This is a genomic window from Rhodococcus sp. WB9, from assembly GCF_007558985.1.
GTDB classification, from domain to species: Bacteria; Actinomycetota; Actinomycetes; order Mycobacteriales; family Mycobacteriaceae; genus Rhodococcus_F; species Rhodococcus_F opacus.
The window spans coordinates 1,714,503-1,727,672 of sequence record NZ_CP041769.1; the positions used below are offsets into that span (position 1 = coordinate 1,714,503).

General features: G+C 67.6%; 13 protein-coding genes and 1 pseudogene. 8 read left to right on the plus strand and 6 right to left on the minus strand.

Going from position 1 to position 13,170, the window contains the following annotated elements; translation table 11 throughout:
- The first annotated feature begins 92 nt into the window (after nucleotides 1–92).
- Nucleotides 93–1,673: an FAD-binding oxidoreductase gene (locus FND50_RS08195; RefSeq protein WP_144289003.1), complete on the plus strand. Its 1,581-nt coding sequence runs from the start codon at nucleotides 93–95 to the stop codon at nucleotides 1,671–1,673.
- Nucleotides 1,670–2,584 (plus strand): diacylglycerol kinase, encoded by a 915-nt coding sequence (locus FND50_RS08200; RefSeq protein ID WP_144285402.1) that lies wholly within the window; start codon nucleotides 1,670–1,672, stop codon nucleotides 2,582–2,584. The genes FND50_RS08195 and FND50_RS08200 overlap by 4 nt, the downstream gene beginning before the upstream one ends.
- A 4-nt stretch (nucleotides 2,585–2,588) precedes the next feature.
- Here the strand turns inward: FND50_RS08200 and FND50_RS08205 are convergent, their stop codons facing one another.
- Nucleotides 2,589–2,972, minus strand: coding sequence for an RNA-binding S4 domain-containing protein (locus FND50_RS08205; protein WP_007297915.1), 384 nt, complete (start codon nucleotides 2,970–2,972; stop codon nucleotides 2,589–2,591).
- A gap of 141 nt (nucleotides 2,973–3,113) precedes the next feature.
- Between FND50_RS08205 and FND50_RS08210 the strand changes: the two genes are divergently transcribed.
- Together FND50_RS08210 and FND50_RS08215 are read left to right on the plus strand one after the other, a co-directional pair.
- Nucleotides 3,114–3,797, plus strand: coding sequence for a TetR/AcrR family transcriptional regulator (locus tag FND50_RS08210; protein WP_144285403.1), 684 nt, complete (start codon nucleotides 3,114–3,116; stop codon nucleotides 3,795–3,797).
- A 1-nt stretch (nucleotide 3,798) separates the two neighbouring features.
- A complete protein-coding gene (locus FND50_RS08215; RefSeq protein WP_260851024.1) occupies nucleotides 3,799–4,467 on the plus strand; it encodes a GTP pyrophosphokinase family protein in 669 nt (222 codons plus the stop codon).
- Here FND50_RS08215 and FND50_RS08220 read toward each other — a convergent pair.
- Complete coding sequence (locus FND50_RS08220) at nucleotides 4,448–5,938, minus strand: MFS transporter (RefSeq protein WP_144285405.1); 1,491 nt, start codon at nucleotides 5,936–5,938, stop codon at nucleotides 4,448–4,450. The genes FND50_RS08215 and FND50_RS08220 overlap by 20 nt on opposite strands.
- Nucleotides 5,939–6,016: 78 nt before the next feature.
- On the opposite strand from FND50_RS08220, the gene FND50_RS36690 reads away from it, so the two are divergent.
- Nucleotides 6,017–6,310 carry a GNAT family N-acetyltransferase gene (locus FND50_RS36690; RefSeq protein WP_260850939.1) on the plus strand — a complete coding sequence of 98 codons (294 nt, stop codon included), beginning with the start codon at nucleotides 6,017–6,019 and terminating at the stop codon, nucleotides 6,308–6,310.
- 98 nt (nucleotides 6,311–6,408) lie between these two features.
- Here the strand turns inward: FND50_RS36690 and tnpA are convergent.
- Nucleotides 6,409–6,838 (minus strand): annotated as a pseudogene (gene tnpA, locus FND50_RS08230) (IS200/IS605 family transposase).
- 28 nt (nucleotides 6,839–6,866) lie between these two features.
- Between tnpA and FND50_RS08235 the strand changes: the two are divergent.
- Both FND50_RS08235 and FND50_RS08240 read left to right on the plus strand, forming a co-directional pair.
- On the plus strand, nucleotides 6,867–8,066 hold the full coding sequence (locus tag FND50_RS08235) for an RNA-guided endonuclease TnpB family protein (RefSeq protein ID WP_144289004.1): 1,200 nt from the start codon (nucleotides 6,867–6,869) through the stop codon (nucleotides 8,064–8,066).
- Between the two features lie 110 nt (nucleotides 8,067–8,176).
- Nucleotides 8,177–8,596, plus strand: coding sequence for a hypothetical protein (locus tag FND50_RS08240; RefSeq protein WP_005561883.1), 420 nt, complete (start codon nucleotides 8,177–8,179; stop codon nucleotides 8,594–8,596).
- Between the two features lie 15 nt (nucleotides 8,597–8,611).
- Here FND50_RS08240 and FND50_RS08245 read toward each other — a convergent pair whose 3' ends face one another.
- On the minus strand, nucleotides 8,612–10,057 hold the full coding sequence (locus tag FND50_RS08245) for an MFS transporter (protein ID WP_144285406.1): 1,446 nt from the start codon (nucleotides 10,055–10,057) through the stop codon (nucleotides 8,612–8,614).
- Between the two features lie 86 nt (nucleotides 10,058–10,143).
- Nucleotides 10,144–11,388, minus strand: coding sequence for a hypothetical protein (locus FND50_RS08250; protein WP_144285407.1), 1,245 nt, complete (start codon nucleotides 11,386–11,388; stop codon nucleotides 10,144–10,146).
- Nucleotides 11,389–11,478: 90 nt separating this feature from the next.
- Here FND50_RS08250 and ubiG point away from each other — a divergent pair, with 90 nt between their 5' ends.
- Nucleotides 11,479–12,312, plus strand: coding sequence for a bifunctional 2-polyprenyl-6-hydroxyphenol methylase/3-demethylubiquinol 3-O-methyltransferase UbiG (gene ubiG / locus FND50_RS08255; protein WP_144285408.1), 834 nt, complete (start codon nucleotides 11,479–11,481; stop codon nucleotides 12,310–12,312).
- Here the strand turns inward: ubiG and FND50_RS08260 are convergent.
- The gene (locus tag FND50_RS08260) at nucleotides 12,309–13,157 is read right to left on the minus strand and encodes a 3-hydroxybutyryl-CoA dehydrogenase (protein WP_005561875.1); all 849 of its coding nucleotides are present in this window, start codon (nucleotides 13,155–13,157) and stop codon (nucleotides 12,309–12,311) included. The genes ubiG and FND50_RS08260 overlap by 4 nt on opposite strands.
- Nucleotides 13,158–13,170 lie beyond the last annotated feature (13 nt).

Genomic DNA, 13,170 nt, shown 5'->3' on the forward strand with positions numbered 1-13,170 from the left:
AGAGGGCTAGTTACACTCTTACATGATGTGTAACACTATAACGCATGAGCAATGAGCGATCGGAAGATCACGCCGTCCTGACGGCACCCCCGATGCGGTGGGACGCCTGGGGCGCGCCGGAGAAGCACAAGATCCTCTCGGACGGCATCAAGGGGCTGCTGCAACAGGCCCTCGGCGTCACGATCAGGGAGCCCTCCGACCGGGCGGCCGACGACGTCGTCCTGACTCCGAGCGCACTGTCCGACCAGCAGGTCGCCGCTCTCGCGGGCATCGTCGGAGAACAGTTCTGCAGCACCGCGCACTCCGACCGGCTGCTGCGTTCCGGCGGCAAGAGCACGCTCGACCTGCTGCGCCGCCGCAGCACCGAACCGCAGAACGCGCCCGACGCCGTCGTCACCCCCGGTACGGACGACGAGGTCGCCGACGTGCTCCGATACTGCGCCGACCACGGCATCGCCGTGGTGCCGTTCGGTGGCGGAACGAGCGTGGTCGGCGGGCTCGACCCCGTGCGCGACCGATTCGACGCCGTCGTCTCGCTGGACCTGCGCCGGTTCGACGCGCTCATCGACCTCGACACCGACTCCGGAATCGCGACGCTGGGAGCGGGTGTGACGGGTCCGCTCGCCGAGGAACTGCTCGGCGCGCACGGCTTCTCGCTCGGGCACTTCCCGCAGAGCTTCATGTTCGCGACCATCGGCGGCTTCGCAGCCACCCGGTCGTCGGGGCAGGCGTCCGCGGGGTACGGGCGGTTCGAGGACATGGTGCAGGGACTGAGGGTGGTGACCCCCACCGGGACCCTCGACACGGGGCGCGCCCCGGCCTCCGCGGCGGGTCCGGACCTCGGCGAACTGTTCGTCGGGTCGGAGGGAACGCTCGGCGTCATCACCCGGGTGCGGGTGCGGGTGCACGCGGTCCCCGACACGACCGTCCGGGAAGGGTGGAGTTTCCCCGACTTCGAGACGGGCGCGGCGGCTCTGCGGGCGTTGCGGCAGGAAGGTGCGGTCCCGACCGTGCTGCGACTATCCGACGAGGCGGAGACGGCGGTGAACCTCGCGACCACCGACAAGATCGGTGAGGAGACCGTCACCGGCGGCTGCCTGGCGATCACGACGTTCGAGGGCACCGCCGAGCACACCGCGGAGCGGACGGCGGAGGCTCGCGCCGTACTGGTGGCGCACGGCGGCACGTCCCTGGGCGAGGCGCCTGGAAGCGGCTGGGAGCACGGCCGTTTCGACGCACCGTACCTGCGCGACTCGCTGCTCGACGCGGGAGCGCTGTGCGAGACGCTGGAAACCGCGACCACCTGGGGCAACCTCGCTGCGCTCCGCACCGCCGTGACCACCGCGCTGACGGAATCGCTGGCCGGGCAGGGCACCCCGCCGCTCGTCCTGTGCCACATCTCGCACACGTACCCGACCGGCGCCTCGCTGTACTTCACCGTCGTATCCGCGCAAGCGGAAGACCCGATCGAACAGTGGCGGAAGGCCAAAACCGCCGCCGGTGATGCGATCATCGCCGCCGGCGGAACCATCACGCATCACCACGCGGTCGGAGTCGACCACCGCCCGTGGATGCGGGACGAGATCGGCGACCTGGGCGTCGCGATTCTGCGGGCGGTCAAGGACGCGGTCGATCCTGCGGGAATCCTCAACCCCGGCAAGTTGATTCCGTGAGCACGCAGCAGGTGATCGAGAAGGTCACCGTCCTCGTCAACCCCCTCGCCGGACACGGTCACGCACCCGTCGCCGGCCGCAAGGGGGTGGCGCGCCTGCGGGAGCGCGGGGTCGCCGTCACCGAGATCATCGGCACGGATGCCGATCACGCGCGCATGCTGGCGCGCCGGGCGATCGACGACGGCACCGACGCGCTCGTCGTCGTCGGCGGGGACGGCGCCATCAGCATCGGGCTGCAGGCGGCCGCGCAATCCGGGACACCGGTCGGGCTGATCCCGGCCGGCACCGGCAACGACCATGCGCGCGAATTCGGTATCCCCGTCGGCGATCCCGTCGCCGCGGCCGACGTGATCGCCGACGGGGAGGTGCAGGAATCCGACCTCGCCCGCATCACGCTCGCGGACGGCGCGGTGGTGTGGGCGGGCACCATCGTCGCGAGCGGATTCGACTCGCTCGTCACGGACCGCGCCAATCGGATGTCGTGGCCCAAAGGCCCGATGCGGTACAACCTCGCGATGCTCGCCGAGCTGACGCAGCTCCGCCCGCTGCACTACACCATCGAACTGGACGAGGAGACGTTCCAGGTGGACGCCACCCTCGTGGCGGTGGGCAACGGACGCTCGTACGGCGGCGGCATGCAGATCTGCCCGGGCGCGGACAAGACCGACGGCCTGCTCGACGTCACGGTCGTCGACTACGGTCGCCGGTCGAGGCTGGTCCGGTTGTTCCCCCGCGTCTACAAGGGCACTCACGTGGATCTCCCTGACGTGCAGACCTACCGTTCGCGGAGGGTGCGATTGCAGTGCGACGGCATCACGGCGTACGCCGACGGCGACCGGGTCGGTCCGCTGCCGGTCACCATCGAGGCGGTGCCGGCCGCCCTGCGCATCCTCAGCCACACCCCGGCCTGAGCGGTCACAACCCGCGCAACCGGTCCATCTCGCGGCGTTCGCGTTTGGTGGGCCGGCCCGCACCGCGGTCGCGTTGCGGTATCGATGCGAGGACTTCGCGCGGTGGGGGCGGGGGTGTGTTGTCGGTGTAGCACTCGACCGCCACCACCGCGCCGACCCGTTTGGTGATGGGCCGGACGACCTCGACGATGCGTTCGACACCCGCCGCGCGAATGCGGACCTCGTCACCGGCCTTGACCGGCTGCGCGGGTTTGGCGGTGGTGCCGTTGACCCGCACGTGCCCCGACCTGCAGGCGGCCGCCGCCGCGGAGCGCGTCTTGAACAGCCGGATCGCCCAGGTCCAGCTGTCGACCCGGACGCTCGCGGGATCGGTACCGGAAATCGCCACCCGACCAGGATACGAAAGGGTGCGACTCGATTGCTGATCGCGGGTGCCGCCTCGAGGTATCGGGCGCGGTCGTCCAGAACGCCGGGCGTGGGCTGACACGATAAACGGAGTGTGCTTTCCACTTCGGGTAGCATCGAGTTCATGGTGAAGCCGGGGTCGAAAGAGGCACGAGATGCGTGCAGGCAGGCGTTGCGCACCGACGCCGAGCGCAACCGCTCGCGCGTCGTCGATGCGGCGCAGGAGGTGTTCGCCGAGCAAGGGTTGACGGCCTCCATGGCCGAGGTCGCCCGGCGAGCCGGGGTCGGCATCGCGACGTTGTATCGCCGTTTCCCCACCAGGGAGGATCTGATCACCGATGTCTTCGCCGACAAGATGAGCGCCTACGTCGACGCCATCGACGAGGCCGCGGCCGACCCCGATCCGTGGAACGGTTTCTGCGCGTACGTCGAGCGGGTGTGCGCCATGCAGGCGGAAGATCGCGGCTTCACTCACGTGCTCACCATGACGTTCCCCACCGCAAGCGAATTCGAGGCGAAGCGGGCCGAGGCCTACCGCGGCTTCGAGCGGCTGATCGAACGCGCCAAGGAGACGGGTCGGCTGCGCGCGGACTTCTCCTCCCAGGACCTGGTGTTGCTTCTGATGGCGAACGCGGGGGTGGTCGAGGCGACAGGCGCCGCGGCCCCTGATGCCTGGCGTCGTCTCATGGGCTACATGCTCCAGGCGTTCTCGGCTGACGGCGCCGCACCGCTGCCGCCTGCACCCACTCCGTCGGCGATGCACGAGGCAATGGTGGGGGTGACGTGTGGAGCAGCGAACGGCCGATGACGTGACCGGACTGCTGAGTCTCCGAAGCTCCGACGGGGGACGGGATCTCACCCGATTCCTGATGTCGTACAAATTCGGCATCGACGAGATGATGACCAAGATCAACATCTTGAAGGACGAGTTCACCTACATTCACGAGTACACCCCGATCGAGCACGTGAAGTCGAGGCTGAAGTCGGCCGACAGCGTGCTGGGCAAGGCTGCCCGCAAAGGTATTCCGCTCACTCTCGACTCCATCCGCGACAACATCCACGACATCGCCGGAATCCGGATCACCTGCAGCTTCATTCAGGACGCGTACCGGATCAGCGACCTGTTGACGGGCCAGCAGGACATCACCCTCATCGAGGTCAAGGATTACATCGCCGAACCCAAACCCAACGGATACCGGAGCCTGCATCTGATCGTCGAGGTTCCGGTGTTCATGTCCGACCGCGTCGAATCGGTGCGGGTGGAGATCCAGATCCGTACGGTGGCCATGGATTTCTGGGCAAGCCTCGAGCACAAGATCTTCTACAAGTACGACAAGGCGGTCCCGGCCGCGCTGCTGGACGAGTTGAAGGATGCTGCCGACGTGGCCCGCAATCTCGACGTCAAGATGGAGGCCCTCCACGACGAGGTGCGCGAACACGGGGCAGCAGCGCTACACGTCATCGCTTCGGTGGAGTAGGGCTCGACCGGGCGATTGCCGGTTGCACTGCCGGACCGGTGACGTCGCAATGTGGTTTGCATGCAACCGAATCCGGGACGGGACCAAGCGGGGTGGGAGCGGGCGGGGCGGGCGCCCGGATCAGGGCTGCGGCGATGGTCGCCCCGACCAGGAGCAGTGCGATGCAGATGTACATCGCGATGCGGAAGCCGTGCGAGAAGCTGGTGGGGTCGATCATGCTCTCGGCGTCGATCCCGGCGATCCCGGGGAGCGCAGCCACCGCCAGTAGCTGGCTGGTGCGCGCGACGGCGTTGTTCACTCCGGAGGCGATGCCGGACTGGTCCACCGGGACGGACCCGAGCACGGCGGCGGTCAGCGGCGCGACCATGGCGGACAGTCCGAGGCCGAAGACGACGACGCCGGGGAGCACGACCGTCCAATAGTTCGCACCCGGCCCGATCCGGGTCATCAACAGCAGGCCGACCGCTGCGAGTGCGGGCCCGACGGTCATCGGCAACCTGGGGCCGTGGGTCTGGGCGTAGCTGCCGGCGCGGGAGGAGAACGCCAGCATCGCCAGCGTGATCGGGATGGTGGCGACTCCGGCTTCGATCGGCGAGTATCCGGCCACCAACTGCAATTGCAGGACCAGCAGGAAGAAGACGCCGCCGAGTGCGGCGTACACGGCGAGCGTCACCAGGTTCGCCGCCACGAACATGCGCGACGCGAACAGGCTCGGCGGCACCAGGGCGTTCGGTGAGCGCCGTTCCACCACGACGAACGCGATCAGCGCGACGGTCCCGACCACCCCGGCGATCAGGTTCATCTCGATCAGACCGTAGGTGAGCGCGCCGAGGCCGATCACTGCGCACACCGACCCGACCACGTCGAGATGATCGGGAGGATGCGGGTCGCGGCTCTCGGGGACGTGCCGCATCGACGCCCACACCACGACGACGGCGAGCGGAAGATTGATCAGGAACACCGACCGCCAGCCGGCCACCTCGACCAGCCAGCCGCCCAGTAGGGGTCCGATCGCCCCGGCCACCCCGCCGAGCCCCGACCACAGACCGATCGCGGCGCCCCGGTCGTCTTCGTGGATCGACGCCGAGATCAGCGCGAGGCTGCCGGGGGTCAGCATCGCGGCCCCGACACCCTGCAGGATCCGCGCGATCACGAGCATCGTGATGTCGGGTGCGATGCCGCACAGGAGTGACGCCGCCGCGAACCAGACCGTCCCCCAGACGAAGACGCGGCGCCTGCCCCAGCGATCCCCGAGCGCCCCGCCCAGCAGGATCAGCGACGCCAGGGTGAGGGTGTAGCCGCTCAAGACCCACTGCATTCCCGCGACATCCGACCCGAGGTCCTCGCCGATGTGCGGCAGGGCGATGTTCACCACCGTGCCGTCCAGTAGCGCGAGGCTCGAGCCGAGAACGGTGGCGGTGACCACCCACCGTCCCTGGCGGGTGCTCAGGCGCAGCACTGTCTCGGTCATCTCCCCATGGTGCGCCGTCGGCCAGGTAGCGGGGTGCTCGTTGCGATTTCTCGCGCCGGCTTCGGCATACTCGAGCACGTGTACATCGAAGTCGACGACCTGTCCCGCGAGGCTGTGCACGGACTGCTGGCCGAGCACCTGGCGGACATGCGCGCCACGTCGCCGCCCGACAGTGTTCACGCCCTCGATCTGCCCGGTTTGCGGGACCCGTCGGTCACCGTGTGGACGCTGTGGGACGAGGAGACCGTGCTGGGAACCGTGGCTCTGCGTGAGCTCTCGCCGGCCGAAGGCGAGATCAAGTCGATGCGGACGGCCACCGAGGCGCGCGGGCGGGGTGTGGCCACCCGGCTCCTCGCACATCTGGTCGACTAGGCACGGGCACGCGGGTACGTCCGGCTCAACCTCGAGACCGGCACCGAGGATTTCTTCGCCCGGCCCGGCGTGTGTACACGCAGCACGGTTTCACCGGATTAATCAGAGAAAGCCTGGCCCTTCAGGGCCGGGAGGAAGCTGATTCTGTCTGCGCGATCGCGCGTAGCGGGGTCGCTTTCTTTCGTGGGTGCTGGTTGTTTTTGGTTGGTGATGTACTCGGCGATGATGGTGAGTGGGGCTCCACCTGCGGAGGCGGCGAAGTAGGACGGTGACCAGAAGTGATTGCGCCACAGGTATGCCGGATGTGGTCGGGGAATTCTTGGCGCAGGTATCGAGCGGAGACGCCCTCGATGCTAGTGACCAGGGTGGAGAGTTGCACGGTAGGTGGGTAGTGGATCAATGGGTGACGTGGTCGGTTTCTCCGTTGAACTCGGTCAACGTGGCGCCGAACTTGTCACACGCCTCTGCCATGATCTGCCGCATCGGGTCGGTGAACGCACCGCGACGATACTTCGTGACGAAGACCAACGGGTCTCAGCAGGGAAAGGCGCAGGGTGTGAAGCGGATTGTTGTCGTGAAGCTGGCTCCCACCCCGGGGCAGTATGTGGCGCTGAAATCGACGCTGGAGTTGTGCAATGCGGGGGCGAACATGGTTTCGCAGTTCGCGCACACCGCCACTGATCGACGCCCGTTCGCGCTGCAGAAACAGGTCTATGCCCAGGTCAAAGCGCGCGGGTTGTCGGCGCAACCGGCGATCCGGGTCATCAAGAAGGTCGCGGATGCGTACGCGACCCGGAAGGCGAACCTGCTTAACGGGAATTACGGCACGCCGGAATCGAAACGGTATGCGAAGGTTGCAGGTAAGGCGATCGTGTTCCGCGAGGACGCGGGCCAACCGTTCGACGATCGGTGTTTGTCGTGGCAGATCGATCGATCGACGGTGTCGATCTGGACGACCGAGGGCCGGATGCGCAACGTCGGATTCGTGTGCGCGCCGTGGCAGCTGAAAATGCTCGCCGACCGCAAAGGCGAGTCGGATCTGATTTTCCGCGACGGATCTTTCTATCTGCACGCAACCGTCGACACCGACGCACCGGATCAGCTGGTCCCCGCCGACGACCCCACCGGGTGGCTGGGCGTGGACTTGGGGATCGTGAACCTGGCGGTGACCACCGCAGACGACCCGGCCGAACTCGACGTCCGGTGGTCCGGTGGTGCGGTCACCGCCCGCCGGAAAAAGAACGAATCCATGCGGTCTGCGCTGCAGAAGGTGGGGACCAAGTCCGCGAAAAGGAAACTGAAGAAGCGGTCTAGGAAGGAGACTCGGTACGCCACCGACATCAATCACCAACTCTCGAAAACGATTGTTGCCCAAGCGCAACGCACCGGTCGAGGAATCGCGGTAGAAGACCTGTCGGGAATCCGGGACCGGGTACGGCTCGCACGCAATCAACGGCAACAACTGCACTCCTGGGCATACGCGCAACTGCGCGATCAGATCACCTACAAGGCGCAAGCCGCAGGACTGCCGGTGCAGGTTATCAACCCGCGCAACACCAGTAAAACATGCCACCAGTGCGGGCACTGCGACACCGCGAACAGGCACAGTCAAGCACTATTCCGGTGCCGCGGCTGCGGATGGACCGGCCACGCCGACCATAACGCCGCCGCCAACATTGCCGCACTCGGACACACCAACTACCGGGCCGCCCAATCAACCGTGCCTATAGCAGCCACCCCTCTAACAGCCAGTTAGAACGTGAGCAGCAAACCCGCGTCCTTCGGGACCGGGTAGTTGATACTCGCCCTGTGACAGCCCGGTCCGTGCGACACTTTCCGCCACGCACCTCGATATACGGAGAACTCATGGACATCATGCGCAAGGTCGCAGTCGGGGCCGTCGCGGTGGCCGGCCTGTCTTTCTTCGCCGCGGGGACGGCCGCGGCAGACCCGGTGCCGGCCCCCATGCCGCCGCCGCTACCCGCGCCGATGCCGGTCCCGTTGCCTGCCGGGACATACCTCGGCACCACCAACGTTCTCGGTGGCGACCTGATCTGGAAGGGCAAGACGTTCGGGCCCGGGTGGGTCATGGACAACTTCGGTGTGTTCTTTCCGTACATCTTCGGCATGACCACCCCGGAAGCGAGCGGTTCCCTCGTCACCGACTACAGCCCCTCCGGGCTTCCTTTCCTGACCGACCGGATCACGCCGAGGCCCGACGGGACCTACGAGGGCACCGTCTACATCAATGGCAATCCGGTGGCGGGGTACGCCCTCCACAAGTAGGCAACCGGCAAGGGGCTACACCTTCGACGGCGCGAGCGGTTCGGGAATCGAGTTCGGCGCCGCGAGGGTGGCGCGACGGGTGGGAATGGCCAGCGTGATGGCCGCGGCGACGAGTGCGACACCGCAACCGATCAACAGGCCGGTTCGGAAGCCGCCCTCGGTCGGCAGGGTGTGGCCGGCGACCTGGACGCTCATCTGGGCGAGGACCACTCCGACGACGGCCGCGGACACCGCGGTGCCGACCGAGCGCATCAGGGAGTTGACACTGTTGGCGGAGGCGGTCGCGGACTGCGGCACGGCGCTCATCACCAGAGCGGGCATCGCGCCGTAGGCGAGGCCGACGCCCGAGCCGCAGATGCAGGTCACCACGACCAGGCCCCACGTCGACCCCATCAGGAACATCGACGACCCGTAGCCGAGCGCGATGACGAGGCTGCCGACGAGCAGGGTGACCTTCGGTCCGCGGGTGGACGACAAGCGTGCCCCGAAGGGGGAGACCGCCATCATCATCAGGCCCGAGGGGGCCATCCACAGGCCCATGGCCAGCATCGACTGTCCCAGGCCGTACCCCGTCGACGCCGGCAACTGCAGGAGCTGCGGAACGATCAGGGACTGGGCGTACATGGCGAAGCCGACGACGACGGACGCGGCGTTGGTCAGCAGCACCTGACGGCCGGCGATCACCCGCAGGTCGACCAGCGGTTCGGGAGTGCGGAGTTCCCACCAGCCCCAGGCCGTCAACGCGATGACCGTGGTCGCGAACAGACCGAGGGTGGTGCTGCTCGCCCAGCCCCAGTCGGCGCCCTTGGACACCGCCAGCAGCAGGGACACCAGTCCGACACCCAGTCCGACCGCGCCGATGGGATCGAAGCGGGCCTTGGGCCCGTGGACGGGCGTGGCAGGCACGAAGAACCAGAGCAGCACGGCGATCAGCGCGCTGAGCCCGGCGGCGCCCCAGAACAGCACGCGCCAGCTCGCATTCTCCGCGACCGTTGCGGCGAGCGGCAGACCGAGGGCGCCGCCGATGCCCATGGACGAGCTCATCAAGGCGATGGAGGAGTGCAGGCGCTCGGGCGGCAGCAGGTCCCGCAGTGCGCTGATTCCCAGCGGAATCATGCCCACACCGATGCCCTGCAGCCCTCGGCCGATCACCATCGGGGCCAGGGACGTCGCGAGCGCACAGACCACCGAGCCCAGGACGAGCGGCACCGTGCAGATCAGCATCATCCGCCGCTTGCCGTACAGGTCGCCGAGACGTCCGGTGACCGGTGTCGCCACGGCGCCGGCGAGCAGCGTCGCGGTGATCACCCAGGACGCGTTGGAGGCGGTCGTGTCGAGCAGTCGGGGGAGGTCGCCGATCAGCGGCACCACGAGGGTCTGCATGAGCGCGGCGACGATGCCGGTGAATGCCAGCACGGCGATGAGGCCGCCTGGCCGGACGGCGGGCGTCGGACTGTCCACACGAATCTCCTCAACTCTGCGAAACACAATTTGTGCACCATACACAGCGTATGCATGGTGCACAACGTATGTATCGTGCAATGAGCTCAGGAGGGGCGTTTTCCGAGGTGAGCGGCAGCGAGACCGCACGCGACCACGGCAGCCACGGACAGTCCGGTCGATGTCCACGCCCACGAGTCCGGCCCGAGCGTTCTCTCGGATTCGACGAGCGGCGCATACGCCGTCCACCCGTAGTCGGCGATCAGCGGGACGGCCAGCGCGGCAGGCACCGCCAGTGATGTCGCGGTGACCGGCTCGCTCGACGCCAGACTCGACGCGACCGTGTACGAGGCCGCGAGCGGAAGGAGGAGCCACGTCGCCCCGACGTGCAGGTTGTCCCACGGCGGGTGCTCGAACAACGCCGACGCGGCCACGACTGCGAGCGCCGCGATGCCGAGCACCGGCTGCGGGAAGCGCCGGCCGAGCACGGCGCCCGTCAGCACGAGCGCCGCGGGCACCAGCAGCCACGGCCAGGAATCCGGGAACGCCGCCACACCGATGTCCCCCGCGGCGACGAACGCCATCGCGGCGAGCAACACGATCCCGGTGCGGCTCTCCAACCACAGCGAGGCGGCGATCACCGCCACGACCAGGACGAGTCCGAACATCCACCTGCCCTGCATCGCGCCGTAGGTGCCCACGTTCCAGACACGTCGAACGAACCACCAGTACAGCACCAGCCCGATCAGCGGCAGGACGATCCCGACGACGAGGGCGCGCGCGCTCACCGCGACGTCCGTCCGCTCACCGAAGTCGCCGGACGCCAGCGTGACGGCCAGAACTACGCACGTGAGCGCGAGGACGGTCAGCGCCACCGGATCGACTGCAGGTTCCGGAAGGTAATCGGCGTAGCGCCGGGGAAAAGACGTCCGGAAGTGGTCGATCGGTCCGGCGAGGAGAAGTCCGGCGAGAACCCCCGCCGCGAGTGCGGTCTGCAACCATGCCCGGTCGGCGGTGGCGCACAGTCCGACGAGGCCGCCGAGCAGCAGGCCCGCACCGACTCCGCCGAGGTACACCTCGAAATCCCACGGCCCCGTCGACGGAGCGATACCCAGCAGCGCGAGACCGGCGAACGACAGCGTCGACAGGACCCGGCGGGCACGAACCAGCGCTGCCACCAGGACGGCGACGACCGCAGCCAGGAAGGCACCGGCGGACGGCCCGGCATACAACGCGTCCAGGCGGTCGCCGCCGACCACGAACGCGAACTCCCTGGACGTGGTGGACGTCAACGCAATTCCCGCGACGAACCCGCCCAGCAGCAGGCACACGTGCGAGACCCTGAATGTCATCCTCTGAGCATCGCGTAAGGGCACCGGCCTTGAAGTGACCGACGCGCAGGAGAAGGCTGGAGGTCGTGCTGTGCCCGCGGCAGAGAAGGGGTGGTCCGCTTGGTCATCGACAACGACGTCTACAACCGTGTGGGGGAGTCGTGGTGGGAGGAAGACAACCCACTCAACCTGCTGCACGGAAGCCTCACGCCGGGACGATTCGCCTACTTCCGTAAGGTGCTCGGCGAAACGGTCGGTCGTGACCATCACGGGCTCCCCGCCCTCGACGTCGGGTCGGGCGGTGGGTTCCTCGCGGAAGAGTTCACCCGCATCGGTTTCCGGGTGACGGGCATCGATCCGTCCCCCGTGTCGGTCGACACCGCACGGCGTCACGCAGCCGGTTCGGCCCTCGACATCGAGTACCGCATCGGGTCGGGCGAACAGCTGCCGGTACCGGATGCCGCGTTCGACGTCGTCTACTGCTGCGACGTCCTCGAGCACGTGTCGGATCTCGACGGAGTGATCGCCGAAACGTCCCGTGCGCTGAAACCCGGCGGCCTGTACCTGTTCGACACCATCAACCGCACATTCGCCAGCAAGCTCGTCGCGATCAAGATCATGCAGGAGTGGCGGATGACCCGGATGTTCGACACTCCCATCCACGACTGGTCGATGTGTATCCGCCCCGCGGAGCTGGAGCCGATCATGGAACGGCACGGACTGCGGCTCGACGAGATCGTCGGGCTCGGGCCGCGGTCGAAGAATCCGCTCCGGCTCCTCGACCTCGCCCGGGCCGGCGGAACACGGCTCAGTTACGGGGAGTTGAGCCGCCGGCTCGACTTCGGGCAGATCCGGAGCACGGCCATCTCCTACATGGGATTTGCGGTCAAGAACGGCGAAAACCCGCCGCGACGACGCGACGGGCTTCCAGAGAGGCGAGACTAGCTGTAGTCGTAGAAGCCCTTACCGCTCTTCTTGCCGAGCTGTCCGGCGTCCACCTTGCGCTTGAGCAGCGTCGGGGGAGCGTAGTGCGGCTCGGCGAACTCCGCGTACAGCGACTCCGCCGCGGCGAGGGTGATGTCGAGACCGACGGTGTCGATCAGGGTCAGCGGGCCCATCGGGTAACCGCAGCCGCCCTTCATGGCCTCGTCGATGTCCTCGGCGGTGGCGTAACCCGACTCGAGCATCCGGACCGCCGACGTGAGGTACGGGATGAGCAGCGCGTTCACGATGAAACCCGCACGGTCCCCGGCCCGCACCGTCTTCTTGCGCAGCGTGTTCTTCGCGTAGTCGGTGACCGCGAGGACGGTCTCCTCCGACGTGACCAGGCTGACCACGATCTCCACCAGCGGCATCACCGGCACCGGGTTGAAGAAGTGGACACCCACGACCTGCCCGGGACGCTGCGTGGCGTTGGCCATCTTGATCAGCGGGATGGACGACGTGTTGGACGCCAGGATGCCCGACGGCTTCACGATCTTGTCGAGCTTCTGGAAGATGTCGACCTTGAGCGACTCGATCTCCGGCGCCGCCTCGATCACGAGGTCGCGGTCCGCGAACTCCTCGATGTCGAGGGTGACCCGCACGCGGGCGAGCGCGGCATCCGCGGCGTCCTGGTCGAGCTTGCCCGCCTTGACCCCGCGAGCCAGGGACTTCTCGATCCGGGCCTGCGCGGCCTCGGCGAATTCCGGCTTGGTCTCGAGGATGAGGACCGAGCTACCGGCCTTGATGCATACCTCGGCGATGCCGGCACCCATGGTGCCGCCGCCGATCACGCCTACTAGTTCCACAAATTCTCCTCAC